Raw genomic sequence first — 24,307 nt, 5'->3', positions numbered from 1 at the left:
GGCGCAGGCGATGTCCAAGACCGTTTTTGGCAGGCGCCATACCTTTCCGGTATATCGCGCAAAAGCAGGCAATGCCGCAGCGACAGGCAGTTGCCCAGCTTTGCAAGAAACGGATAGCGGCAATCCGCAATCTTGCAAGCAACGGATATTTTCCGGCCCGGCACTTGCCTACCATGAAGAGAGAGCATGGAGAGAGACAGGCGCCATTAGCGTCGTGAAAATACGGAAGGAACCTCTGATGAACGAAACAACGACACAATCCGGCTACGCCCCGCTGGTACGGTTTCCGCGCAAGGACGGCTCGCGCACCCCTTACAAGGTATTCAGTTCGCAGGAAGTCTACGACCTGGAACAGGAGCGGATTTTCCGCGGGCCAGTCTGGAGCTTTCTGGCGCTCGAAGCGGAAATCGCCAACAACGGCGACTTCAAGAGCACTTTCGTCGGCGACACCCCGGTGGTGGTCACCCGCACCGAGGACGGCACGCTGGCGGCCTGGGTCAACAAGTGCGCGCACCGCGGCGCCATGGTGTGCCGCACGCCGCGCGGCAATGCCAGTTCGCACAGCTGCGCCTATCACCAGTGGAGTTTCGACAGCCGCGGCAACCTGCTGGGGGTGCCGTTCCGCCGCGGCCAGAAAGGCATGAGCGGCATGCCCAAGGATTTCGATCCGAAATGCCATGGCTTGCGCCAGCTGCGCGTGGACAGCTACCGCGGCCTGGTGTTCGCCACCTTCAGCGACACCGTGGAGCCGCTGGCCGACTATATCGGCGCCGAAATGCGGCCGTGGCTGGACCGCATTTTCCACAAACCCATCGTCTACCTGGGCTGCACCCGCCAGTATTCGAAATCCAACTGGAAACTGTACCTGGAAAATGTGAAGGATCCTTATCACGCCAGCCTGCTGCATCTGTTCCATACCACCTTCAATATTTTCCGGGTCGGCATGAAGGCGCGTTCGCTGGCGGACAAGCGGCATGGCTTGCACAGCATCATCACCGCCACAAAAAATGAAGTCGAAACGTCCGACGCCTACAAGCAGCAGGCGATCCGCTCTTTCGACGAAGGCTTCACGCTGGAAGACGATTCCATTCTCGGGCAGATCAAGGAATACGAGGAAATGACCACCAATCATATCCAGCCGATCTTTCCGCAGCTGGTGGTGCAGCAGATCCACAACACGCTGGTAGCGCGCCAGCTGCTGCCGAAAGGACCGAAAAATTTCGAGCTGATCTTCCACTTCTTCGGCTATGCCGACGACACCCCGGAACTGCGCGCCTTGCGCATCAAGCAGGCCAACCTGGTCGGCCCGGCCGGCTACATTTCGATGGAAGACACCGAGGCCACCGAGCTGGTGCAGCGCGGCACGGTGCGCGATCCGGACGACTGCTCGGTGATGGAAATGGCGAAGGACAATCCCGAGCAGGAAGACACGCTGATCACCGAAGGCCTGATCCGCCGGTTCTGGATCGGCTATCAAAAACTGATGGGTTTTGCAGAGGCTTAAGGGATGACCAATATGACCGATATGACATTGTGGTTCGCGCTGCACCAGCTGCAGGAAGCGTATGTGCATGCGCTCGACAACGACCGCCTGGAAGAGTGGCCGGAATTCTTCACCGACGACTGCCTGTACGAAATCATCCCGCGCGAGAATGCCGATGCCGGCCTGCCGATCGGCATCATCTATTGCGACAGCAAGCGCATGCTGCGCGATCGCGTCCTGTCTTTGCGCCATGCCAACATCTACGAAGCGCACAGCTACCGCCACATGACTTCCGGCTTGATGATCAAGGCCATCGATGCCGACACCGCCGAGACCGAATCCAGCTACCTGGTGATACAAACCCTGCAGGACGGAGAATCGACCGTGTACCAGGCCGGCCGCTATATCGACCGCGTGGTCAGGACCGCCGCCGGCTGGCGCTATGCCAAAAAGCGCGTGGTATACGACACGCTGCGCGTGGCGACCTTGCTGGCAACCCCGATCTGAGGCGGCCATGAGCGACTGGCACGATATCGGCACGGCCGACGATTTCAACGAAGGCGAGGCGCTGGCGGTGATCGCCGGCGGCCAGCCGGTGGCGGTGTTCCGCCTCGGCGAGGATTTGTTTGCGCTACGGGATTTATGCACGCACGGCAATGCTCGGCTGTCCGACGGCTACATCGAGGATGGCTGCATCGAATGTCCGCTGCACCAGGGCCTGTTCGACATCCGGAGCGGCGCGCCGCGCTGCCTGCCGGTGACCGAAGCGGTGCGTAGCTTTCCGGTGCGGGTCGTGGCGGGACGGGTGGAAGTTGAAGTGCGCGACACAAAGACGCTTCCGCACGAGGCAGCGATTCAGCATAGGGATATGGTGGTCGAGACGCTCGAACGGGCGGCCGCGGACGTCGCGATCATCCGGCTGCGCAACGGCAGCGGCGCGCCGCTGGACTATGTCGCCGGCCAGTATCTCGATGTATTGCTGGCCGACGGCCAGCGCCGCAGCTACTCGATGGCGACGCCGGCCGGCGCCGATATGCTGGAACTGCATGTGCGGCATTTGCCCGGAGGCTTGTTCAGCGACCGTGTATTTGCCGGCCTGCAGGTCGGCGAGCGCTTGCAGATCGAAGGCCCGTGCGGCAGCTTCTTCCTGCGCGACGGCGGCCAGCCTGTGATCCTGCTGGCCAGCGGCACCGGCTTTGCGCCGATCAAGGCCTTGGTGGAAGATGCGATCCGCAGCGGCAGCACGCGCAGCATGTGCCTGTACTGGGGCGGCCGCAAACAGGCCGACTTGTACATGGACGAGTTGTGCCGCAACTGGGCCGAAAACCTGCCCTGGTTCCGCTATATACCGGTCTTGTCCGAACCCGAAGCCGCCGGCAACTGGCCGGGCCGCACCGGCTTCGTCCACCTGGCGGTGATGCAGGACTATCCCGACCTGTCGGAGCACCAGGTGTATGCCTGCGGCGCGCCGGTGGTGGTGGAGGCGGCGCGGCGCGATTTTGCCGCCGGCTGCGGCTTGCCGGCTGCGCAGTTTTTTGCCGATGCCTTCCTGTCGAAAGCGGACAGCGTCGGCGCCGCACACGCCGGCAATCGGTAAAATCAGTAAGCCACGGTAAAACGCTGGCGCAGATGCTTGGGCTGCTCGATTTCATCGAGCATGGCGATGGCATAGTCTTCCATCGAAATGTGGCTCTTGCCCTGCCCGTCCGCCATCAGCTGGTTCTGGCCGACACGGAATTTACCGGTGCGTTCGCCCGGCGCGAACATGGCCGGCGGCGACATGAAGGTCCATTCCACCTCGGTTTCCGCCCGCAGGTCATCCAGGAATTTCTTGCCTGGCACCGCTTCCACCTTGTACTGGGCCGGGAAGTCGGGGCTGTCCAGCAAGATCACGCCGGGCGCCGTTTCCAGGCTGGCGGCGCCGCCCACCACCAGCAGACGCTTGACGCCGCCGCTCTTGACCCCTTGCAGCAGGGTTGCCGCGTCCAGCGAACTGAACTTGGCCGAGCTGACCACCACGTCATGGCCGCGGATCAGTTCCGCCAGCTGTGCCGGCTGGGCAGCGTCGCCCTGGCGCAGCGCGACGCCGGCCGGCGCTTTGCTCTGATCGGCGGAGCGGGCGATGCCGGTCACGCTGTGGCCGCGGCGCAGCGCTTCGGCGGCGATACGGGAGCCGGCGTTGCCGGTAGCGCCAATGATGGCAATCTTCATGATGATTTCCTTTATGTAAGTTGTGACCGCAAAGTCGCGACTGCGCTGCGCGGCCGTGGTAGTTATTTAAAGTAACCAGTATAATTATTTGAAACTTATGCGCAAGAAGGCACTTTGATGAACGATAGGAACACGCAGGTAACCGCCCTCGCCTCCGCTCCGGCGCGCGGCCGCGGCCGGCCGAGCGCACGCGAAGACCTGCCCTGCCCGATCCGCGACGTGCTGGACCGTATCGGCGATGCCTGGAGTGTGCTGGTGCTCACTACGCTGGAACCGGGCCCGGAGCGCTTTAATCAATTGCGGCGCCAAGTGGAAGGAATTTCGCAGCGGATGCTGACAGTGACTTTGCGTCATCTGGAGCGCGACGGGCTGGTATCGCGCACGGTGATTCCGAGCACGCCGCCGCAGGTGGAATATGCGCTGACCGATATGGGGCGCTCGCTTTGCCTGCCGCTCAAGGTGCTGGCAGACTGGGCCGGCAGCCATCAGCCGGTGATTCGCGGCGCACGCCGGCAATACGATAACGCCGGCGCCGCCAATTCAGCTAACGGCTGATCGCGGCCGCAGCCATGCGGCGGCTGGAAGACCAGCCGGCCAGGTCCACTTTTTCACGAATCGCCGCACAGGCCTGCAGGATCTGCCTGATTTCCACTTCGGTCAGGCCGGAGTTGAGCGTCAGCCTGACCAGCGAGCGGTTTTTAGGCGTCGCCGGAGCGCAAAACACCGCGCCGAAAATCCCCTCCGCCTCCAGCGCCTTGCGCAAGATCTGCGTCTTCGGCTCGGTTCCGGCTTCCAGCGCAATAATCTGCTCGCTGCCGTCGCTGACGTTGTAACCCAATGCGCTCAAGCCGTCGCGCACCAGGCGCGCATTGCGATGCAAGGCCAGGCGGCGGTCGTCCGCATGGCGGATGAAATCCAGCGCGGCGTCGAACCAGGCCAGTTCATGCCCCAGCATGCAGGAACTGAAAATCGCCGGACGCGAGGTGGACAAGAAATAGCCTTTGAATTTGCTGGAGCAGGTGATGAATCCGGCGCGCCCGCCAAACGCCTTGGCCAGCGAGGCCGTGCGAAAGTGGACCCGTTCGGACAAGCCCATCTGCATGACCAGGCCGGCTCCTTCAGGCCCATGGGTGCCAAGCGAATGCGACTCATCCACCACCAGGATGCTGCCGCTGTCTTCGGCGATAGCCAGCACTTCCGCCAACGGACAGACGCTGCCCGAGGTGCTGTAGACGGCGTCGACCACGATCACGCCGGCGCCGTGCTTGAGCACCTGCCGCCGCAGATGTTCGATATCGTTGTGCAGGAACGGCACCGGCCGCGCTTGCGCGGCATGCACCCCTTCCCATAGGGAGGCGTGCGCCTGCATGTCCAGGTAGACCGCAACGCCAGGCGCGGCAATGGTTTGCAGCAGGCCGACATTAGCGCTCCAGCCGGACTGCGTGATCAAGCCGTCTTCCGCTCCCATGAACGCCGCCAGCTTCTTTTCCAGGCGCGGCTGGGCGCTGCCCTCGCGTATGAATACCGTCGACATCAGCAGGTCCGCTTCGCCGCGCATGAGGCAGGCGACCTGCGCCTTGATCAGCTGCGCTTCCGCGGCGATGCATAAATAATCGTTGCTGGATAAGTAAATCGCGTTCGGCCCGGGCGGACTCCAGTGCAGTATGTGTTCGCCGCCCCACAATTTTTCCATGCGATCTATGTAATACTCATCCAGCCGGGTCGATACGAAGGCTGGCAAGCGCTGCTCTGCAGCCAAAACTGAAGGTTCGTGGTAGCTTTCTGTTAATGGCATGATTTTCTCCCTATACTTTCAGATGAAATACCAAACAGAGCCGCCATGTCCCTGTCTGGAACGCGGAATCAGGTTATGCAATTGGACTTAGAACATCGGCAACTTATCGCCGTCTTGCGACAGCGTCATACCAAATCCAATCAGCCACATATCTGATACAACATGATTGAAAACATTAGCAGCTGGAAAAGCAAGCGCTGGCGCGCCTGGGAACGTGCTGCAAGCCACTGGTGGCTGAGCATCAACACCCAGTTCAACGATATGGCCAATCGCGTGGCGATCCTTGCCTGGGTTGCCGTGATCGGCATGCCGCTGTATTACGTGATCTGGTCTTACTGGTTTCCGCAGCTGTATGAAAACCTCGGCCTGCGCCTGTTTTGCGTCGCCCTGTGCGCGCCGATTATTTTCATCCGCCATCTGCGCCAGAGAAAATGGCTGGCGGTGTATTTTTTCGTTTGCCTGACCTACGGGCTGCCGTTTTTTTTCACCTTCATGTTTCTCATGAATGACGGTTCAGCGGTCTGGGGCCAGTCATTGCTGATCGCGCTGATTCTCCTGTTCCACTTCGATACTACGCTGGCTTTCCTTTCCTATCTTGTCGGCACCCTGGTGGCCTATGTCGTTTATGCAATGCTACACGGTAGCATCATGCCGCTGAGCGCCCAGGTGCTGGAACAATTGCCGATCCAGGTCTTTGCCATCTTCACGGTATCGCTGGCCAAGGTCGGCAGAAAGGTGCTGGCCCAGGAAAAGCTGGCCGGCATGGCAACCGCCCTGGCTACGGTATCGCACGAATTGCGCACGCCTTTGCGCAGCATCAACGCCAATGCCCGCGGCCTGAGCCGGCTGCTGCAGGAAAACGCCGTGCCGCTGGCAGCCAGCGGGGTGCCGATAGAAAAGGCGCTGGCGCGCATCGAGTTTGAAGTGCGGCACATGAACAATGTGATCGACCTGTTCCTGCTGAGCGCTTCCACCGGCAAGGAGAATCTGGTTCCGAAGGATATCGTGTCGATGGCGGCGGCGGTCGACCTGATGATGCAGCGCTATCCTTTCGTCAATCAGGAACAGCGCGACCTGGTTGCCATCACGATCCGCTCCGATTTCCGTTTGCTGGGCCAGAGCGAGCTGTGCTCGATGGTCCTGGTCAACCTGCTGCGCAACGCGCTGACTTCGATCCAGCGCGTCGGCAAGGGGCGCATACGGATCGTGCTGGACGGCGCGCGGGCAAAGCCCAGGCTGCTGTTCATCGATACCGGCAGCGGCATCGAAGCCGGCCGCGTGTCGCAGATATTCGAACGTTTCTACGCCTATCCGGAGCACAACGGCACCGGCATCGGACTGGCTTTTTGCCGCGATGTGCTCACTGCCTGGGGCGCCCGCATACGAGTGATTTCGCGGCCGCTGGCCTACACCGTTTTTGTGTTGGAATTTCCGCCGGTATTGCAACAAAAAGCAGCAGATGTGCGCTCTCTGTTAAATTAGCAGTCTTATCTAATCAAGCGCATATGCCGTAATTGCGCCTGCAACGCGCCACCATGAATATTTCATTACCTGTTTATCAACATCCGACGCTGACGATCCTGATCGACGACAGCCAGAGCTTCCTGGACAGCCTGGCTTTCCAGTTGCCGCCGCAAATGGCGCGCAAGGTCTTTCACGACACCCAGGCCGCCCTCGAATGGCTGCGCGACTCCTATCGCCATGCGCCCGGCAAAAGCCAGTCGATCCGCGTCAACTATGACGAGCAGACCTATTCTTTCGACCGCCGCACGGTCGCGGTCGATATCGACCAGATCTACCGGCAGTCGATGAACCGCCGCCGCTTCATGCTGCCGTCGGTGCTGGTGATCGATTATGCAATGCCGCAGATGAACGGCCTGGCGTTCTGCCAGGCGGTGCAGGACCTGCCCTGCAAAAAGATCCTGTTTACCGGCCAGGCCGACGAAAAAATCGCCATCGAGGCGTTCAATCGGGGCCTGATCGACCGCTTCATCAAGAAAAGCGACCACGACGCCCTCGATCATCTGGAAATGGAAATCCGCGCCCTGCAGAAGGAATTCTTCCACGCCCAGTCGCTGACGCTGAAAGACCTGCTGTCGCGCCATTCCTACACCTTCCTGTCGGATCCGGCGCTGGAGGCGCTGGTGGAACAACTTTGCAAGCGGCACGGCTTTGTCGAATATTATCTGTTCCCTAATCCGACCGGCATCCTGTTCTTCGACATCCAGGGCAAGGCGACGCTGATGGTGGTGGAAACCGAAGCCAGCCTGATGTCGCAGCTGGAGGTGGCGCAAGACTATGGCGCGCCGCTGGAACTGCTGACCGGCTTGCGCGAAATGCGGCTGGTGCCCTTCTTTTCCGACACCGGCGGCATGTATACCGACGCCTTGCGCCATGATTGGATATCATATTGCCTGCCGGCACAAATTTGTTTTGGCGCACAAGACTATTATTGGGCCTTGTTTGATTTCCCGGCGCACTACCTCCGTGAATCGCTTTATTCATTCGCGGAATTTTTACGTGATCAATCCGCTGACGTTAAATCCTAACCGAAGATAAATCCATGCTGCGAAGCGAAACCGCTCCTCGATTATCCGCCCCCGATCTACTGCTGATCGCGCAAGCTCCCGACTGGGATCAGTTGCGGGCGCGCAGCCAGCGCCTGCTGGCGCAGATCGGCATCTGCGACTTCATGCTGAAGATGGATGTCACCGGCGCCAACGGCGCCTCGCAGGTGCAGATGTTCGGCACCCTGCCCGGCGCCACCCTGCAGCTGTTCACCCAGCCCACGGACGACAAGACCGATCCGGTCCAGCAGCACCTGGCGCGCTCCTGCCTGCCGCTCAGCTGGCAGGTCGAGCAGCTGTGCCTGCTGCATGGCGGCCAGATCTATCCGCTCTTGAAAACCATGGGCATCACCCAGGGCATAAGCCTGGCGCTGCATACCAAGCAGTCGGCCAACCGCCTCGATTTTTACAGCAACGCATCGGCGGCGGCGCTGCCGGCGGGCAGCCAGGCCGATACCCTGCTGCTCGGCCTGTATCTGCAGGAAGCCGCCGAAACGCTGTGGCGCAAATCCACCCCGAACCAGGAATCGCTGCTGTCGGCGCGTGAACTGGAATGCCTGCGCTGGAGCGCCGACGGCAAGACCAGCAGCGAGATCGGCCTGATCCTGGGCATTTCCCAGCGCACCGTGTATTTCCATATGAAGAACGTGGCGATGAAGCTGGGCGTCTACAGCACCCGCCACGCCATCAGCCGCGCGGTCATGATGGGCATCATCAAACCCAATAATTGATTTGATTTTCAACTAGCAAGCGCGTACCGGCATTCCGCATTGACGGCCCCGCCATCGACTGTTTCCCGCTGCAAGCTGAAGCAGCCGGCCCGGTAGGAAGCTGCGTTTTCCGGCTTGCCCCCGCAGCTCAGGGCTGCTCGAAGAAATGTTTTTCGGCCAGCACGCTGAGATTGCCGCCCAGCTGCGCGTAGCGGAATGGCGCCTGCTCCATCAATGCCTGCGACGGCGCCGTCAGTTCCGGCGCGATTTCACGATAGAACACGATCCAGCCCAGGATGCCGCCTTTCGGCATTTCCTGCGGGGCGCCGGTTTTCTGCACGAACCAGGCCGGATCGGCGATACCCTCCAACACCAGTTGCGCCAGCTTTTTCAGGCGGCCGTGGCGGCGCTGGTACCAGTCGTCATGATTCATGCGCGACAGCTCAGCCATCATGACCAGCGGCGCCAGCGCATAGTTGTGATAAGCCAGTGCGCGGCCTGCGCGATTCAGCTCAAGCGGCAGGCTGCCGTCGTCGCCGATGTCGTTCAGCGCGCTGTCGTAGATCTTGCTGGCGGCGTCGATATAGCGCGCATCGCCGGTTGCGACGCCGGTCGCCATCACCGCCAGGCCGACCCAGTAATAGTGATTATTGCGCGCCCGCTTGGCGTCGCCGGCATACGCCAGCGCGGCGTCCGCCAGCCGCGGCAGCCAGCTTTCGATATGCAGACGTTGCGCCGGCTCGGCCAGCGGCCGCAATTTGATATACGCAAGCGCCACGCCGGCCAGCGTTCATTTGCGCTCGTACTGCGCCTGGCTGCTGCCGACCTTGCCCAGCATCGCGCCATCCGCCGCCCAGCGGTCCAGCCAGCGCAAGGCGCACGCGGCGGCTGCGGTATCGCCGCTGGCGATGTAGCGGTCGGCATTGGCGCTGACTGTCGCCAGGTAGTCGCTGAACGGCTTGACCGCAGCTTCGTTGCGGGCTTTCAGGACCGGATCGACGATGGAGTAATGCGCATCCGAGTAATAGCCGTTGGCCTCGATATCGCGCAGGCCGGCGGGCGCGTCGGCACAGGCGGCGAAGGCGCTGCCGCCGAACAGGCAAAGCGGCAGGATAAGCAGGAATAGTCGACGCGGCATGCGGCTCCCTCAAAAGGTGTACGGAAACAGGTTAACAGGCGATCTGGCCCGGGCAATGCCAGGCTACCCAGGAATTAAAACATGGGCTTGCCACGCGTACAGCTGCTGAAATTTCTTGTTGCAATTTTATGGCGCCATGCCGCTGCAGGCAGACAGGATCGCCACCAGGTCTTGCTGATAACGCCTGTCGCCGGCCAGTTGCTGGCTGCTGATGCCGCGTTCGGCCGCGTGCGCCGCGATGCACGCGGCCTGGCCCGTCTCCGGCTCGGCAATTGCAAGATAGGCGATGACCAGCAACAGCGCGATCGCAATAGCGATTGCGCTGACGATCAAGGTGAAACGGCGTGCGACTTGCTGCGGATTTTGTGAAATGACAGGCATGGCGGCTCCTTGCGAAAAAGAAGTTAGCTAAACAACTAATTGATGGAAAATAATGCGCCCGGGCGGCGCACTGTGCTCACTGTGCTCACTGTGCTCACTGTGCTCACTGTGCTCACTGTGCTCACTGTGCTTACTGCTGTATCAGCCGATGCTTTCGCGAATCCCGCGCAAGGCCGCAATCGAGCCGTCGAAACGGTCGCCGCCGATCTGCTGCCGCAGCCGCTGCGCTACCTCGGCGCTGACGGCGTTGATCGGTCCGTCCAGCGCCAGCCCGGCGACGGTCGGGAAAATATTCCATTCGCGGCCATCTGCCGCCGACGGCCGGCGCTCGATCAGCTGCTTGGCCAGCAAGGCGTCCAGCAAACGGGTCGCGGTCGGCCTGGCGATGCCGAAGACATCCGCCACTTCGCTACTCAGCAGACCGGGCCGCCGCAGCACGGTGCGCAAGACAAAGCCTTGCGGCGCGGTCAGGTCGAAAGGCTGGTAGGCAGCATTCCACTCGCGCTCGACGATGCGCGCCAGTGCGGTGGTATTGAAATAAAGGCAGTGATCGAACATAGGGCCAGTGTAGATAAATATGATTAGCTAGGCAATCATTATTTGCCACGATGTTCTCTTGTTTCTGTCTTTTTTACGCGTTAAGTGCTTGCTGTTTTGCCATTTCGCCTCTACATTGATAACAACGAACATTCGGTACACACATCATGCCCACCGCCGCCCTTACCCGAGACGAAGTCATCGAACGCATCCTGGCCGCCTTCCGCCGCTTCGGCTATGAGGGCAGCAGCCTGTCGCGCCTGTCGGACGCCACCGGCCTGGGCCGCTCCAGCCTGTATCATTACTTTCCGAACGGCAAGGAAGACATGGCCAGCGCGGCGATGGCCGCGGTCGGCGGCTGGTTCACCCAGTATGTGCTGCCGACGCTGACCAGCAAGCAGCCGCCCGAGCAGCGCGCGCGCGAGTTTGCCGGAAAATTGTCAGAGTTTTATTCCAATGGCATGGCGCCTTGCCTGACCGATGTGTTCACCATCGGCGAGGCCGGCTCCTTGTTCCAGCAGCACCTGGGCAGCCGCATGCGCAGCCTGATGGCCTTGCTGGCGGCGGTGGCGGAAGACGCCGGCATCGACAAGGTCGAAGCCGCGGTGCGCGCCGAAAATGCCGTGATCGCGATCCAGGGCTCGCTGGTGGTGTCGCGCGCCCTGGGCAGCAACGGGCCGTTCATGCGCATGGTCGAAAACTTCCCAAACATCTTGCTGGGCGCGCCGGCCGCCTAGAAAATCTGGCGCCGATTCAGCTGATTTTTACTTGACAGGACTGTTTTGACTTTGTATTGTACCGATTGTTCGGTACAGGGTCATCGCTTTGCAGCGGCGGCGTCCGCGCCGCATTTTGTCAGCGTCTTATTCAAATTCTCCAGGAGTCTTGCCATGCCAGTCGTCCGCCCAGCCCAGCCGATCCGCCTCTACCGTTCGCCCTTTTCCGGCCATGCCCACCGGGTAGAACTGTTTTTGTCGCTGCTGGATTTACCGTTTGAAATGATCGAAGTCGACCTGCGCGCCGGCGAGCAAAAAAAGCCGGCATTCCTGGCAAAGAACCCGTTCGGCCAGGTGCCGGTGATTGAAGACGGCGCAGTCACGCTAGCCGATTCAAATGCCATTCTGGTCTACCTGGCCAGCAAATATGGCGATGCCGCCTGGCTGCCGCGCGACCCGCTCGGCGCCGCCGGCGTGCAACGTTTCCTGTCGCTGGCGGCCGGCGAGATTTTCAGAGGGCCGGCCAGCGCCCGCATGGCGGCCTTGTTCGGCGCGCCGCTCGACCGCGAAGCCGCCCGCGCTACCGCCTTGCAGCTATTTGCAGTCCTAGAGCCGCATCTGACCGGCCAGGATTACCTGACCGGCGGCCATCCGACCATTGCCGATGTTGCCGCCTACAGCTATATCGCGCATGCTCCGGAAGGCGGGATCGCGCTCGACGCTTATCCGCAGATGCGCAGCTGGCTGCGCCGCATCGAAGCGCTGCCGGGCTTTGTCGCCATGCGCGCCAACCAGCCGCTGGCGGCCTGAGCCGGCGCGATCTGCTGTGAAGGCGCCGTGGATGCGCCGTGGGTAATACTGCGCTCAATCATTGACGAGGCAAGCAATCATGAACCATCCGGAAACAGCCAGCGCCAACGCTGGAAAATCGGTGTTCCATCGCGGCGAGCGGGCAGTGCAGCAGCGCGCCGGCGTACTGGAAAAAATGGCGGCGCGCAGCCAGGTGATCCGCGCCGCGATGCCTGACCAGCACCGCGAATTCTTCAGCCAGCTGCCGTTCATGATCGTCGGCAGCGTCGACCGCCAGCAACAGCCATGGGCCTCGATCGTGACCGGCGCCCCCGGTTTCGTCACCTCGCCGGATGCCGAGCATCTGCGCATCCACGCCCATGCGCTGGCGGCCGATCCGCTGCAGCAAACCCTGACGGCCAACGCCGCCATCGGCTTGCTCGGCATCGAGCCGCACACGCGCCGCCGCAATCGCATGAACGGCAGGGTCGAGCAGCTGGATGCGGATGGCTGGACCCTGAAAGTCGAGCAGAGCTTCGGCAATTGTCCCAAATACATCCAGGCCCGCCGCCCGAGCGCCGTCGACAGCGCCAGCACCGCGGCGCCGCAGGTGCATCGCGCCAGCGCGCTGGACGGCGCCATGCAGCAGCTGATCGGCAGCGCCGACACCTTCTTCATCGCCACCGCTTTTCTGCAGGAGCAATCCGCAGATGGCGAGGCCGGGGAGGGCGGCTACGGCGCCGACGTTTCGCATCGCGGCGGCAAGCCCGGCTTTGTCCGCATCGACGACGCCAGGACGCTGACCGTGCCGGACTTCGTCGGCAATTTTTTCTTCAACACCATCGGCAACCTGGTCGTGCATCCGCGCGCCGGCTTGCTGTTCATCGATTTCGCCAGCGGCGACCTGATCTACCTGGCGGTAACAGCCGAGCTGATCTGGGACGGCCCCGAAGTCGCATCGTTCGCCGGCGCGCAGCGCTTGCTGCGCTTCCATGTGGAACAGGCGATACGTGTCGAGGCATCGTTGCCGCTGCGCTGGAGCGCGGCGGAATTCTCCCCTGCGCTGGCGCCCATGGGCGCCTGGCCGGCGTAAAAAAACCGGCTGCCTTTTTCAAGGCAGCCGGCGCGATGTCGCCCATCAACCGCTGCCCGGATCTGCAGCAGCGACCTTCCTGCAATCTACTCCTGCGGCACTGGCGTCAGGGCGCCGGTCAGATCGCCCATCGGCTTGCCGCCGTTGGCCACCAGCGCCTTGTCGCGCGCCGTGATGCCGGGCAGCACCGGCAGCGAATAGCGGTTCGTGATGAAGCGCAGGATCGAAGCGGTATCGTACTGAGTGTGGTCGACAAAGCCCTTTTTCGCATACGGCGAAACCAGCAAGGTCGGCAGACGCATGCCCGGACCCCAGCGGTCGCCCTTGGGCGGCGCGACGTGGTCCCAGAAGCCGCCGTTTTCATCGTAGGTCACGACGATCAGCATGTGCTTCCACTGCGGGCTGGCCTGCAGCTTGGCGATCACGTCGGCGATGTGCGCATCGCCGTCGACGACGTTGGCGTAACCAGGGTGCTGGTTCAGGTTGCCCTGCGGCTTGTAGAACGCTACCGCCGGCAGTTTGCCCGCCGCCGCGTCCTGCAGGAACGAGGCGTCGAAATCCTTCAGGTGGCTGGCGCGTTCGGCGGCGCCGGCAGCCGTGGCCGGATCGAAACGGCTGTAGTAGTTGAACGGCTGGTGATGCGGCTGGAACTGCACCTTGCCGCTATAGATCACGCTGCGGCTGGCGTTCGGCGCGTCCGCCAGCGCCGCGTTCCAGGCGCCGGCATACCAGGCCCAGTTGATGCCCTTGGCGCTGAGCTGGTCGCCGATCGTGGTCTGCGATTGCGTCGGCAAGGTAGTTGCCTTGCTTGGATCCGCATAGGCAGCCACGGCCGCAGCATTATTGCCGCTAGGCTGATATGGCGGCTGCATGGTGTTGACCGCGTAGAACATGCCGGAAGCGTCTTTCGGCGTGATGGTGCTGTCTTTCTGGTAGACCGGCGCGCCATTCAATACCGAGGTCGGATTGCCGGTACCCGGCGCCAGGCCGATCAGGTTGCCGTTGGCGTCCAGGTTGACCGCCGAAATGTTGTTCTTGGCCGGCGAAGTGGCGGCGTCGGCATTCGGGTAGGTCGGGGCGCAGGCGCAGATCAGGTATTGATGGGTCAGGAAGGAACCGCCGAAGGCGCCCATGAAGAAGTTGTCGGCCAGCGTGTACTGCTTGGCGATGTTCCACAACTTCATCTTGCTGCCGTCGTAGTAGCCCATGCTGAGGCCACCTGCATCGGAGTAGGCGGTGAACTTGTCGTTCTTGCCGCCGTTGATCTGCATCTGGTTGTTGTAGAAACGATGCACCAGGTCGCGCGTGATCACGGCCGAGGACATGTAGATCGGGCTGTTGCTGTCATCGATCTGGAACGGCTTGTTCGGCAGGTTGGCCGACTGCGCCTGGGTGATGACCGTGCTCTGGCCGGCCAGGGTCATGCCGCCCCAGGTCGGCGGCAGGACGGGCAGGGTGCTGCCGTCGAAGTCTTTCTGCGGCACGTAGGCCGAGGTTGAAGTCGGATTGACGCCGGGAATGCCGTTAGCGCCCGGGTACAGGCCGTACAGATTGTCGAAGCCGCGGTTTTCGGCAAAGATCACCACCACGTTCTGGATGTTGTTCATGGCCAGCGCGCGCCCCAGCGCCTGGCCCAGATCGACGTCGCCGCCCTGCGCCACGGCAGCAGCGATGGCGGCATTGATTGCCGCGGCTTCTGCCTTCAAGGCAGCCAGGTCCTGGCCGCCGAGCTTGTTGATGTCGGCCAGCAGGTTGGCTTCGGCGGTGCCGATTTTTGCCGCCAGCTTCTTGCTGGCATCAGCGAAATCGCCGCCGTTGGCGTCCATGGCCGCAGCCAGTTCGGTGGAAATCGCGCTGACGAAGGCGCTGCGGCCCGCAGGCGCGCGGAACAGCAGCTTTTGCGCGACGGCCGTGCCTTTGTCGCCCAGGACTTCGTGATGGATGGCGCTGGTGTCGATGGTCGCCAGCACCGGGCCCTGGCCTCGCAAGGAGTAGGAACCGTCGGCGCCGGTCTTGACTACCGGCGATGCCGCGTCGCAGGTGGCTTTCTTGACCTTGTCCTCAAAACATACTTGCGCATTTTCGTAGTAGCTGCCGGTCACCTGGCCGCTGGTCACCGCGCCTGTATCGCCGCCGACCGAACCGCCGCCACCGCCGCCGCATGCACTCAATCCCGCCGATAACGTCACCGCGGCTACCGTAACCGGCAGCCAATCCATGGTCCGCTTCATAACCCCTCCCTGGGCGATAAAAAGCGCAATCCTATGCCCCGAATATTTCAACTGTGTGAAATGCCGGTCTCCGGCCGGTATTTATTTTTTTGCAAAGGAGCGTGTCATCGTTCTGTCATGCAGGGCTGCTAGTGTAGTGTTTCACACATAATGGCGCTTAAGAAATGGTGTATTTGCGCGCCAGGCTAGGCGGATGGCCGCCCCGCGCAAACCGGAGCGATAGTGGGCTATCGCGAGGATTTGCAACGACGCATGGCGCGCAAAGACGCCGCTTATTAAGTGTCATTATGTGTGAAACACTACACTAGTCTTGCGCACAAAATAGCAACACTTGCGGCAGTTCGCTCACCACTTCGGCTTTCCACTTTCCATCATCATGAAACCAGCGGTCCTTGCATTCCTGAGCGGCATCGCCGCGCTCTTCCTGAACGGCTGCGGCCAGCAGCACGCCGACGCCGGCCCGGTAGCGGCGGCCGAGCCGGCGAAGCCGGCCTATGTCGGCGCCACCTACGCGCCCACGCTGAAGCAGCAGCCGTCGGTAGCTGCGATGACGGCGCTGGGACGCATCATGTTTTCAGATCCCTCGTTGTCGGCCTCGGGCAAGATGTCCTGCGCCACCTGCCATAGTCCGGAACACGCCTTCGGCCCGCCCAACAACCTGGCGGTCCAGCTCGGCGGCAAGGAGATGAAGACCCTGGGAACACGCGCGGCGCCGTCGCTGCGCTATATCCAGAACGTGCCGGCGTTTACGGAACACTTCTTCGATGACGACGGCGACGACAGCATCGATGCCGGCCCTACCGGCGGCCACAACTGGGACGGCCGCGCGCCGTCGACGCACGACCAGGCGCGCATTCCCTTGTTGTCGGCGCACGAGATGGGCAACGCCAGTCCGGCCGAGGTGGTGGAAAAACTGAAGCGGGCCAGCTATGCGGCACAGTTCCGCCAGACTTTCGGCGAAACTATTTTCGACAATCAGGAACAAGCCTTCAAATGGGCGCTGATGGCGCTCGAGGTGTTCCAGGAGAGCCCGACCGAGTTCTATCCCTACAACAGCAAATACGACGCCTTCCTGCGTCAGCAAACCCGGCTCAGCAAGCAGGAGCTGCGCGGCCTGCAGCTGTTCAACAATCCGGCCAAAGGCAATTGCGCCTCTTGCCACATCAGCGAAATCAGCCCCAGCGGCGCCTTCCCGCAGTTTACCGATTACGGCCTGATCGCCATCGGCGTGCCGCGCAACAAGCATATCCCGGCCAACGCCGACCCGAAATATTACGACATGGGCCTGTGCGGCCCCGACCGCACCGACCTGAAGGACAAGACCGAATACTGCGGCATGTTCAAGACGCCGTCGCTGCGCAATGTGGCGACGCGCAAGGTGTTCTTCCACAACGGCAGCTTCACCAGCCTGGAACAGGTGATGAAGTTTTACGTGGAGCGCGATACCCAGCCGCAGAAATGGTATCCGAAAGCGAAAGATGGCAGCGTCATGAAATACGACGACCTGCCGCCGGCCTATCACGGCAACGTCAATGTGGAAGCGCCGTTCGACCGCAAGCCGGGCGATCGGCCGGCGCTGACGGACAGCGAAATCAAGGATGTGATCGCTTTCCTGAAAACCCTGAACGACGGCTATAAGCCGTAACGCGAGCATTAAAAAAATCCCATGGCATGCCATGGGATTTTTATCGTCTTCCGCCATCTTTACTTATTTCTTCGCCTTCTTCGCAGCCTTGGCTTTTGCGCCTGCCGCCTTGCCGCCGCCCGCGCTCTTGGCGCCTTTTTCGCTGCCTGCATTTTTCTCAAACTGCGCATGGAATTCCAGCGCCAGCTTGCGGATCGCTGTGCCGATGTTGGCGTAGTCGTATTCGTTCAGGTTGGCCAGGGAAACCCGCGCCGACGCATGCGCTGTGCCGAAGCCGCGCCCCGGCAGCAGGATCACGCCGGTTTCTTCCGCCAGCCGGAACAGCGCTTCGTTCGGCTTCAAACGCTTCACCATCCATTTGGCGAAATCGGCGCTATACATTTGCGTGGCCAGCGTTTCCAGGTCGAGCAGATGGTAGTAGTGGACCGAATCGGCGTCTACCGGCATCGGCAACGCCAGCGCCCGGTACAGTGCTTCCTTGCGGCGCAGGACGATGCGCTTCATCGATTTCTTGTATTCCTGCGGTTCATCCATCAGCGAATACAGGGAGAACAGCGTCATCTGCGCCTGCACCGGGGTCGACAGGCCGGCGGTATGGTTGAGCGCCACGGTGCGGCTGTCGGCCACCAGGCGGTCGATGAATTTCAGCGCGCGCGGCTCGGTGGTGATCGAGTTGTAGCGCTGGTCCAGTTCCTTGCGGCGGGCTTCCGGCAGGGCGGCGATCTTGTCGTCCAGGATATTCTTTTCGTGGGTGGCGACCACGCCCATGCGCCAGCCGGTGGCGCCGAAGTATTTCGAGAACGAATAGACCAGGATGGTGTTGTAGGGACAGATCGCAAACAGCGAGACGAAGTCGTCGGCGAAGGTGCCGTAGACGTCGTCGGTGAGGATGATCAGGTCGGGGCGTTTCTTGACGATCTCGGCGATATACGCCAACGTCTCGTCGTTGATCCTGACCGAGGGCGGATTGCTCGGATTGACCAGGAAGAAGGCCTTGACCTTGGGATCGAGCAGCTTGTCGAGTTCCTTCCTGGTGAACTGCCAGTTGTGCTCGGACGGCGCATCGACCAGCAGTTCGACCAGCTGGTAATCGTTGAGGTGCGGGATCTCGATGTACGGCGTGAAGATCGGCATGCCGAGCGCGATGGTGTCGCCGGCCTTGAGGACATGGTTTTCGCGCAGACTGTTGAAGATGTAGGTCATGGCGGCGGTGCCGCCTTCCACCGCGTACATGTCGAAGTTGCCGATGAACGGATGCTCTCCTATCATCTCGCGGCGGATGTACTGGCCGACGATCTTCTCGCTCAGGTTCAGCATGCGGTCCGGCACCGGATAGTTGCAGCCGAGGATGGCCACGCACATCTCGTAGAGGAAATCGGCGGCCGACAAGCCCAGCTGGTCGCGCACATACGATACGGCCGCTTCGATGAAGCGGATGCCCTCGACGCCGGCGTGAGCCTTGGCGAAAATTTCGAAACGCGCTTCGATGCCGTCGGGCTTCGGAAAACCGCCGACGCCGTCCATGTAAATATAAGAACGCTCGGCTTCGCTCATGGCAAACAGGCCGAACTGGAAGAAGCCGTGACGCGGCGTGGTCGCCAGGAAATTCGGATTGCCGCGGCCGGCGTTCAGCATTGAGCGGTCGCTTTTCGAGGCCACCTGGATCAAGGCATCTTTCAATTCAAACGGGCTGAGCAGGGCGAGTTTATCTGGGTTGCTGAAATCCATTTCCGGTACTCCTTATTGAATGGTGTGGATCCGCCGCAGCGGACCCGGGATGAGACACAAACGGATGAGACGGATCAGACCAGCGCCACCACCAGCGGCCCGAGCAAGGTCAGGAACACGTTGGCGAGCGCATAGGTGATGGCGAAAGGCACGGTCGGGATGGCGTTTTCGGCCTTGTCGAGCACTTCGCCGAAAGCCGGATTGGCGCTGCGCGAACCGCTCAGGGCGCCGGCGAACACCGCCGTATTGTCGTAGCGCAGAATGTAGCGGCCGATCAGCATGGTCAGGATCATCGGCAGGATGGTGACCACCACGCCGACGCCGAAGATGGTGAAGCCTTGCTGGCGCACCGTCTGCACCGCCTGCAGACCGGAAGACAGGCCGACCACCACCACGAAGCCGGCCAGGCCGAGGTCTTTCAGGATCTGCACCGCCGCCACCGGCATGGCGCCGAAGGACTGGTGCTTGGAACGGAACCAGCCGAACAGCAGGCCGGAGAGCAGGGCGCCGCCGCCGCTGCCCAGGGTCAGCGGAATCGCGCCGACCTTGGCCACCAGCAGGCCGGCCAGCAAGCCCACCACCAGGCCGGCGCCCAGATAGACGAAATCGGTTTTGGCTGTGGGCACGATCACGTAGCCGACGATATCGGCCACCCGCTTGACGTCCTGTTCGGCGCCATAGATGGACACCACGTCGCCCACCTGGACGATGGTGTCAGGCAGGATCGGCAGCACCTGTCCCATGCGGCTGATCTGCACCACGTAGATGCCATGGCGCACATCGCCCGCGGTTTGCTCCCGGATTGCCGCCACGCTCTTGTTATGGAATTCCTTGTTGGTCAGCACCACCTCCCGATGCTGCATGGTCAGCTCCATGTCTTCCACCGCATACACTTCCTTGCCGAGGAAACCGGAGGTGCTGACCACCGCTTCGCGGCGGCCCACCACCAGCACGATATCCTGTGGCAGCAACAGCAGCTGCGGATTGACTTCGATCACCTGGCCCGCCCGCTTGACCCTTTCAATCGTGATGGCGGTGGCCGGATCGAGGGTTTCCACTTCCTCGACCGTGATCTTGCCCAGGGTGACTTCATACAGGCGCCCGACCAGTTCCGGCAAGGCCGCATGCTGCTCCGGTCCCAGCACCTTGACCCCGGCCTGCATGGCGGTCTCAGCCTTGACCGCATCTTCGCGGATGCTGCGTCCCATCAGCTTGGGCAGGATGTTGACGCAGACGATGATGGCGCCAAAGGAACCGAAAACGTAGGTCACCGCATAGCCCACCGCGACATTGCCTTGCAGGCGCGCCACTTCGGCCGCATCCAGCCCGAGCTTGGTGATGGCGTCGCCGGCGGTGCCGATGATGGCCGACTGCGTCAGGCCGCCGGCCGCAATGCCCGCCGCCAGTCCCTTGTCGAGACCGAACAGCCGGGCCATGAGCACCACCGTCGCCAGGCCGGTGATCGCCAGGATCGCCGCCAGGAAAATTTCGCGGACCGACTGCCGGCCCAGAGAGTTGAAGAATTGCGGGCCGCTTTCATAGCCGACCGCATAAATGAACAGCGCAAACAGGACTGCCTTGACGCCCGGATCGACCTGCACCCCCACCTGGCTGACCAGCACCGCCACCAGCAACGATCCGGCGACGCCGCCAAGCTGGAATTTGCCGAACTTGATCTTGCCGACGTAATAACCGACTGCCAGCGACAAAAACAGCGCTATCTCGGGGGATCTCTTGAATAGGTCATGCAACCATTCCATAGCGAACATCCTTCCATGACAAGTTTGGGCAATAAAAATTGTATTTTTATAAATTTCCAAAAGGCATTTTTCATCATAGCAGAATTGCTATTTCCGAAAAAATCGTCTGTCCATCGCAAGCCGCATCGGCAATCCGCCAAGGGCCGGCCTCAGGCGGCTACTTCGCCGCCGGCTTCTTCGCCAGGCGCCGCTGGAGGGTGCGGCGATGCATGTTGAGGGCGCGCGCGGTCGACGACACATTGCCCTGGTGCTGGGCCAGCACGTACTGGATGTGCTCCCATTGCAAACGGCCCACCGATAAAGGCGCCGGCGCCGCGGCTGCCGTCGGCGGCTGGGCGGCGCTGTCGAGCTGCAGCGCCAGCAGGATGGAATCGAGATTGGCCGGCTTGGCCAGGTAATTGTCGGCGCCCAGCTTGATCGCCTGCACCGTGGTGGCGATGCTGGCATAGGCCGTCAGCACCAGCAGCCGCGCCTGCGGCAAGGCCTGGCGCAAAGGCGCGATCCACTGCAGGCCGGAATCCTGGGCCAGCTGCAGGTCGATCGTCACCAGTTCGAAGGCCGTCTGGCCGGCTGCCGCCAGCGCTTGCCGGCCGTCATGGGCGACCGTCACGCTGAAACCGCGCCGGCCCAGCGAACGCGCCAGCGTTTCGGCGAACACCAGGTTATCGTCAAGTATCAGGAAAGTGCTCATGCCAGCGCCAGCGTGAAGTCGGCGACAGCGCCGTGGCCTGCGCCCGCCGGCGGCGAGCTCAGCCTGATTTCGCCGCCGATCTGGCGCGCGCTCTCGAACGCCAGCAGCAGGCCTATGCCCTTGCCGTCAGCGCTGCCAGCGACCGGCTGGTAACCGAGCCGCGGCAACAGTTCGGCATCGATGCCGGCGCCGTCGTCCTGCACCCGGATCAGCGCGCCGGCAGCGGCCATCGTCAGCGTGACCTGCACCCGACCGCCATCGGCTGCCACCGCGCGCGCGGCATTGTCGAGCAAGGTCAGCAGAATCTGGCCCAGCACCTGGATGTCGTTGCTCATGCCATCCTGCTCCGGCAACGACAGAGACAGCTTGACCGCCGGATGACGCAAGCGCCAGGCGTCGATGAATTTCCCCAGCCATTCTTTCAACCCATGCGGCCCCGACGCCGCCTGCGGATCGGCATCGACGCGCATGCGTTCGAGCGCATTCTTGCACACCGCGATCTGCTGTTCGATGAGAGCCAGGTCAGCGCCATACGCCAGCAATGCCGGACTTTGCCGGGCTTCATTGCGCAACTCGCCGGCGATGAGCGCGATGGTCGCCAGCGGCGTGCCCATTTCGTGCGCCGCGCTGGCAGCCTGGGCGCCCAGCGCGACCATGCGCTCGCCTTGCAGCTGGCGCTCGCGGGCCTGCGCCAGCTGCGCCTCGCGCTGCCGCAGGTTGGCGGAAATGCGCGTCACGAACCAAGTGATGAGCGCCGCCGAGACGGCAAAATTGACCCACATCCCGGCCAGGTGATAAGCCATGCCGCGGCTGCTGTCATGGATATGCAAGGGCTGGTAGACATAAGTCAGCAAGGAATAACTGGCAAACGCATACAGCGCCAGCACAAACGCCAGCCGCCACGGCAGGATGGCGGCGGCGACCGCCAGCGCCGGCAGGTAAAACGAGACGAAGGGATTGGTGGCGCCACCGGAAAAATACAGCAGCAGCGACAGGCTGCTGACATCCACCAGCAACTGCATGAACAGCTCGGAATCGCCGGCCGGCCGCGCATGGCGCGTGCGCCACCAGCTCAGCAGGTTGAAGATGCCGAGCAGGGCGATCACGCTGAACAGCGACTTCAGGGCGCCGGCCGAGAGGCCGACATCGAGGGTGAGGTGCACCACCGCAATCACCAGCAGCTGCGCCACGATGGCGATCCAGCGCATCCATATCAGGCGGCTGAGAATCTGGTGCTGCGGCAGGGTGCTGAAAATCGGCGGAAGGTCCATCGCCGGATTATAGCCTTGCCGGCGCCGGACCTTGCGAATTTGCCATCGGATCGGCTGTTGAATTTGCTATTGAATTTGCTCTCGCCTCAGGCCACCATCAGCTCTTCGTCGAGTTCGGTCTGGCGCCAGGCCTCCAGTTCCTGCATGCGGCTGAACCAGGCTTGCAGATGGCGGTAGGGCGCCAGCGGCGCCCGCCCTGGCCCGGTCGCCATCAGCGGCGCGGCGATGGCAAGGTCGGCCAGCGTCAGGCCGTCGCCGCAGACCCATTGGCGCCGCGCCAGGTGGCCATCGAGCACAGTGGCGACCGCTTCCAGGTCGACCGCGCCGCGCTTGAGTTCGAGCGGATCGGGCTGGCCGGCGCCGATCAGGCCCTTGATGAAATTTTCCCAGTAAAAGATGCTGATCGCCGGCGTCAGGTGCTGGGCCGACCAGAACATCCAGCGATTGACGTCGGCGCGCGCCTGCAACTCGGCCGGATACACGGTCTGGCCCGGCGTCTTGTCTGCCAGGTATTGCATGATGGCGCAGGATTCCCAGAGGATGAAGTCGCCATCCACCAGCACCGGGATTTTTTCGTTGGGATTGAGGCTGAGCAGGTGCTTGCGCTGCTCGCTGCTGGAGAGGTCCAGCAGCACCAGTTCTACCGGCTGGCGCAGATGATGGGCGGTCATGACGGCGCGGCGGGCGTTCGATGAAATTGGATGATGATAGAGGCGCATGATGGAAATCTCCCGGGGTGGTTGAGGCGATGCAGCCATCTTAGTCCCGGGCTGCTGACAGTCTGTGTCAGTAGCGTTTTGACAAGCAATAGCTACTGCTCTGCGGCGAACCCGTTTTCGCGCCGCCAGGTCTGCAGCAGCGCGCTGCGATGCTGCGGGTAGCGCAGCTTGGTGAGGGTCAGCTGATCGATGCGGTCGCAGCGGAAGTGGCGAAAGCCGCTGCGCAGCTCGCACCAGCCGATCACCAGCCGCTTGCCCTCGAAGAAGGCGAGCGCGATCGGCCAGATCAGGCGCTCGGTGGCGCTGCCGTGTTCATCGCGATAACAGATGCTGATCTTGTGCTGGCGCCGGATCGCTTCGCGGATCGGACCCAGCGCAATGTCGTTGGCCGGCTGCCGCGGGTAGCTGGCGGCCCACAGGCCCATGTTCGCCATGCTGTCGCGCAGGTCGGCCGGCGAGGCCGTGGCGATCTTGCTGAGGGCGTTGGCGGCGGCCTGCGTCAGGCCGGCGTCTCCCTGCCGCTGCACCCAGCGCGCGCCCAGCACCAGGGCTTCCAGTTCATCTTCGCTGAACATCAGCGGCGGCAGGAAAAAGCCGGAGCGCAGCATGTAGCCCAGCCCCGCTTCGCCCTCCAGCGGCGCGCCCAGTTCCATCAGGGTCTGGACGTCGCGGTAGATGGTGCGCACCGAAACCTTCAGGTCCTCGGCCAGCCGCGCCGCCGTGACCGGCCGCCGGTGGCCGCGCAATGCATCCATCAGCATGAATAAACGCCCGGTGCGGCTTGCCGCCTGTGCCAACATTCTCTCCTTGTGCTACCTGCCGCGCCGTGCGCGGATTGCAAT

24 protein-coding genes are annotated in these 24,307 nt (G+C 62.2%); 11 read left to right on the top strand and 13 right to left on the bottom strand.

Going from position 1 to position 24,307, the window contains the following annotated elements:
* The first annotated feature begins 238 nt into the window (after window positions 1-238).
* From andAc to andAb, 3 genes are read left to right on the top strand one after another with little or no spacing between them, the layout of a single operon-like run.
* On the top strand, window positions 239-1,504 hold the full coding sequence (gene andAc, locus AC07V8_RS10160; protein WP_494677926.1) for an anthranilate 1,2-dioxygenase large subunit AndAc: 1,266 nt from the start codon (window positions 239-241) through the stop codon (window positions 1,502-1,504).
* Window positions 1,505-1,507: 3 nt separating this feature from the next.
* A complete protein-coding gene (gene andAd, locus AC07V8_RS10155) occupies window positions 1,508-1,990 on the top strand; it encodes an anthranilate 1,2-dioxygenase small subunit AndAd (RefSeq protein ID WP_494677927.1) in 483 nt (160 codons plus the stop codon).
* A 7-nt stretch (window positions 1,991-1,997) separates the two neighbouring features.
* The gene (andAb, locus tag AC07V8_RS10150) at window positions 1,998-3,080 is read left to right on the top strand and encodes an anthranilate 1,2-dioxygenase ferredoxin subunit AndAb (RefSeq protein ID WP_494677928.1); all 1,083 of its coding nucleotides are present in this window, start codon (window positions 1,998-2,000) and stop codon (window positions 3,078-3,080) included.
* A gap of 2 nt (window positions 3,081-3,082) precedes the next feature.
* Here andAb and AC07V8_RS10145 read toward each other — a convergent pair whose 3' ends face one another.
* Window positions 3,083-3,694, bottom strand: a complete 612-nt coding sequence (locus AC07V8_RS10145) for an NAD(P)-dependent oxidoreductase (RefSeq protein ID WP_098494822.1) — start codon at window positions 3,692-3,694, stop codon at window positions 3,083-3,085.
* 117 nt (window positions 3,695-3,811) lie between these two features.
* Here AC07V8_RS10145 and AC07V8_RS10140 point away from each other — a divergent pair, with 117 nt between their 5' ends.
* Window positions 3,812-4,249, top strand: coding sequence for a winged helix-turn-helix transcriptional regulator (locus AC07V8_RS10140; protein WP_494677929.1), 438 nt, complete (start codon window positions 3,812-3,814; stop codon window positions 4,247-4,249).
* Here the strand turns inward: AC07V8_RS10140 and cqsA are convergent.
* Window positions 4,239-5,489, bottom strand: a complete 1,251-nt coding sequence (cqsA, locus tag AC07V8_RS10135; RefSeq protein ID WP_494677930.1) for an alpha-hydroxyketone-type quorum-sensing autoinducer synthase — start codon at window positions 5,487-5,489, stop codon at window positions 4,239-4,241. The genes AC07V8_RS10140 and cqsA overlap by 11 nt on opposite strands.
* 162 nt (window positions 5,490-5,651) lie before the next feature.
* Between cqsA and AC07V8_RS10130 the strand changes: the two genes are divergently transcribed.
* Genes AC07V8_RS10130 through AC07V8_RS10120 form a run of 3 tightly spaced genes read left to right on the top strand, consistent with a single transcriptional unit; the run spans window position 5,652 to window position 8,787 of the window.
* Window positions 5,652-6,971 carry a sensor histidine kinase gene (locus tag AC07V8_RS10130; RefSeq protein WP_494677931.1) on the top strand — a complete coding sequence of 440 codons (1,320 nt, stop codon included), beginning with the start codon at window positions 5,652-5,654 and terminating at the stop codon, window positions 6,969-6,971.
* Between the two features lie 53 nt (window positions 6,972-7,024).
* Entirely contained in the window at window positions 7,025-8,038 is a 1,014-nt protein-coding gene (locus tag AC07V8_RS10125; protein ID WP_211443184.1) for a response regulator, read from the top strand.
* Window positions 8,039-8,052: 14 nt separating this feature from the next.
* Entirely contained in the window at window positions 8,053-8,787 is a 735-nt protein-coding gene (locus tag AC07V8_RS10120) for a LuxR family transcriptional regulator (RefSeq protein WP_494677932.1), read from the top strand.
* Between the two features lie 127 nt (window positions 8,788-8,914).
* Here the strand turns inward: AC07V8_RS10120 and AC07V8_RS10115 are convergent, their stop codons facing one another.
* From AC07V8_RS10115 to AC07V8_RS10100, 4 genes are all read right to left on the bottom strand, one after another.
* Window positions 8,915-9,544, bottom strand: a complete 630-nt coding sequence (locus AC07V8_RS10115) for an alginate lyase family protein (RefSeq protein ID WP_494677933.1) — start codon at window positions 9,542-9,544, stop codon at window positions 8,915-8,917.
* Window positions 9,545-9,556: 12 nt separating this feature from the next.
* The gene (locus tag AC07V8_RS10110; protein ID WP_494677934.1) at window positions 9,557-9,904 is read right to left on the bottom strand and encodes an alginate lyase family protein; all 348 of its coding nucleotides are present in this window, start codon (window positions 9,902-9,904) and stop codon (window positions 9,557-9,559) included.
* Between the two features lie 126 nt (window positions 9,905-10,030).
* Window positions 10,031-10,285, bottom strand: coding sequence for a hypothetical protein (locus AC07V8_RS10105; RefSeq protein ID WP_494677935.1), 255 nt, complete (start codon window positions 10,283-10,285; stop codon window positions 10,031-10,033).
* Between the two features lie 141 nt (window positions 10,286-10,426).
* On the bottom strand, window positions 10,427-10,843 hold the full coding sequence (locus AC07V8_RS10100; RefSeq protein WP_494677936.1) for a MarR family winged helix-turn-helix transcriptional regulator: 417 nt from the start codon (window positions 10,841-10,843) through the stop codon (window positions 10,427-10,429).
* A gap of 146 nt (window positions 10,844-10,989) precedes the next feature.
* Between AC07V8_RS10100 and AC07V8_RS10095 the strand changes: the two genes are divergently transcribed.
* The 3 genes from AC07V8_RS10095 (at window position 10,990) to AC07V8_RS10085 (ending at window position 13,420) form a co-directional block, all read left to right on the top strand.
* Window positions 10,990-11,559, top strand: a complete 570-nt coding sequence (locus AC07V8_RS10095; RefSeq protein WP_494677937.1) for a TetR/AcrR family transcriptional regulator — start codon at window positions 10,990-10,992, stop codon at window positions 11,557-11,559.
* 153 nt (window positions 11,560-11,712) lie between these two features.
* Window positions 11,713-12,348, top strand: coding sequence for a glutathione S-transferase family protein (locus tag AC07V8_RS10090; RefSeq protein ID WP_494677938.1), 636 nt, complete (start codon window positions 11,713-11,715; stop codon window positions 12,346-12,348).
* 79 nt (window positions 12,349-12,427) lie between these two features.
* On the top strand, window positions 12,428-13,420 hold the full coding sequence (locus AC07V8_RS10085; protein WP_494677939.1) for a pyridoxamine 5'-phosphate oxidase family protein: 993 nt from the start codon (window positions 12,428-12,430) through the stop codon (window positions 13,418-13,420).
* A gap of 86 nt (window positions 13,421-13,506) precedes the next feature.
* Here the strand turns inward: AC07V8_RS10085 and acpA are convergent, their stop codons facing one another.
* Window positions 13,507-15,651: an acid phosphatase gene (acpA, locus tag AC07V8_RS10080; RefSeq protein WP_494677940.1), complete on the bottom strand. Its 2,145-nt coding sequence runs from the start codon at window positions 15,649-15,651 to the stop codon at window positions 13,507-13,509.
* A gap of 376 nt (window positions 15,652-16,027) precedes the next feature.
* Here acpA and AC07V8_RS10075 point away from each other — a divergent pair, with 376 nt between their 5' ends.
* The gene (locus AC07V8_RS10075) at window positions 16,028-17,296 is read left to right on the top strand and encodes a cytochrome-c peroxidase (protein ID WP_494677941.1); all 1,269 of its coding nucleotides are present in this window, start codon (window positions 16,028-16,030) and stop codon (window positions 17,294-17,296) included.
* Between the two features lie 63 nt (window positions 17,297-17,359).
* Here AC07V8_RS10075 and AC07V8_RS10070 read toward each other — a convergent pair whose 3' ends face one another.
* From AC07V8_RS10070 to AC07V8_RS10045, 6 genes are all read right to left on the bottom strand, one after another.
* Window positions 17,360-19,024 (bottom strand): bifunctional aspartate transaminase/aspartate 4-decarboxylase, encoded by a 1,665-nt coding sequence (locus AC07V8_RS10070; protein ID WP_494677942.1) that lies wholly within the window; start codon window positions 19,022-19,024, stop codon window positions 17,360-17,362.
* Window positions 19,025-19,098: 74 nt separating this feature from the next.
* Entirely contained in the window at window positions 19,099-20,784 is a 1,686-nt protein-coding gene (aspT, locus tag AC07V8_RS10065; protein ID WP_494677943.1) for an aspartate-alanine antiporter, read from the bottom strand.
* Between the two features lie 157 nt (window positions 20,785-20,941).
* On the bottom strand, window positions 20,942-21,475 hold the full coding sequence (locus AC07V8_RS10060) for a response regulator transcription factor (RefSeq protein WP_494677944.1): 534 nt from the start codon (window positions 21,473-21,475) through the stop codon (window positions 20,942-20,944).
* Entirely contained in the window at window positions 21,472-22,746 is a 1,275-nt protein-coding gene (locus tag AC07V8_RS10055) for an ATP-binding protein (RefSeq protein ID WP_494677945.1), read from the bottom strand. Before AC07V8_RS10055 ends, AC07V8_RS10060 begins: the two co-directional genes overlap by 4 nt.
* Before the next feature lie 86 nt (window positions 22,747-22,832).
* Window positions 22,833-23,465, bottom strand: coding sequence for a glutathione S-transferase family protein (locus AC07V8_RS10050; protein ID WP_494677946.1), 633 nt, complete (start codon window positions 23,463-23,465; stop codon window positions 22,833-22,835).
* Between the two features lie 92 nt (window positions 23,466-23,557).
* The gene (locus AC07V8_RS10045; protein WP_494677947.1) at window positions 23,558-24,265 is read right to left on the bottom strand and encodes a helix-turn-helix transcriptional regulator; all 708 of its coding nucleotides are present in this window, start codon (window positions 24,263-24,265) and stop codon (window positions 23,558-23,560) included.
* Window positions 24,266-24,307 lie beyond the last annotated feature (42 nt).

This window comes from Collimonas sp. GW821-FHT02H07 (assembly GCF_059421505.1).
The sequence above is the reverse complement of the archived record's forward strand: the minus strand, read 5'-3'. Positions and strand labels throughout refer to the sequence as shown.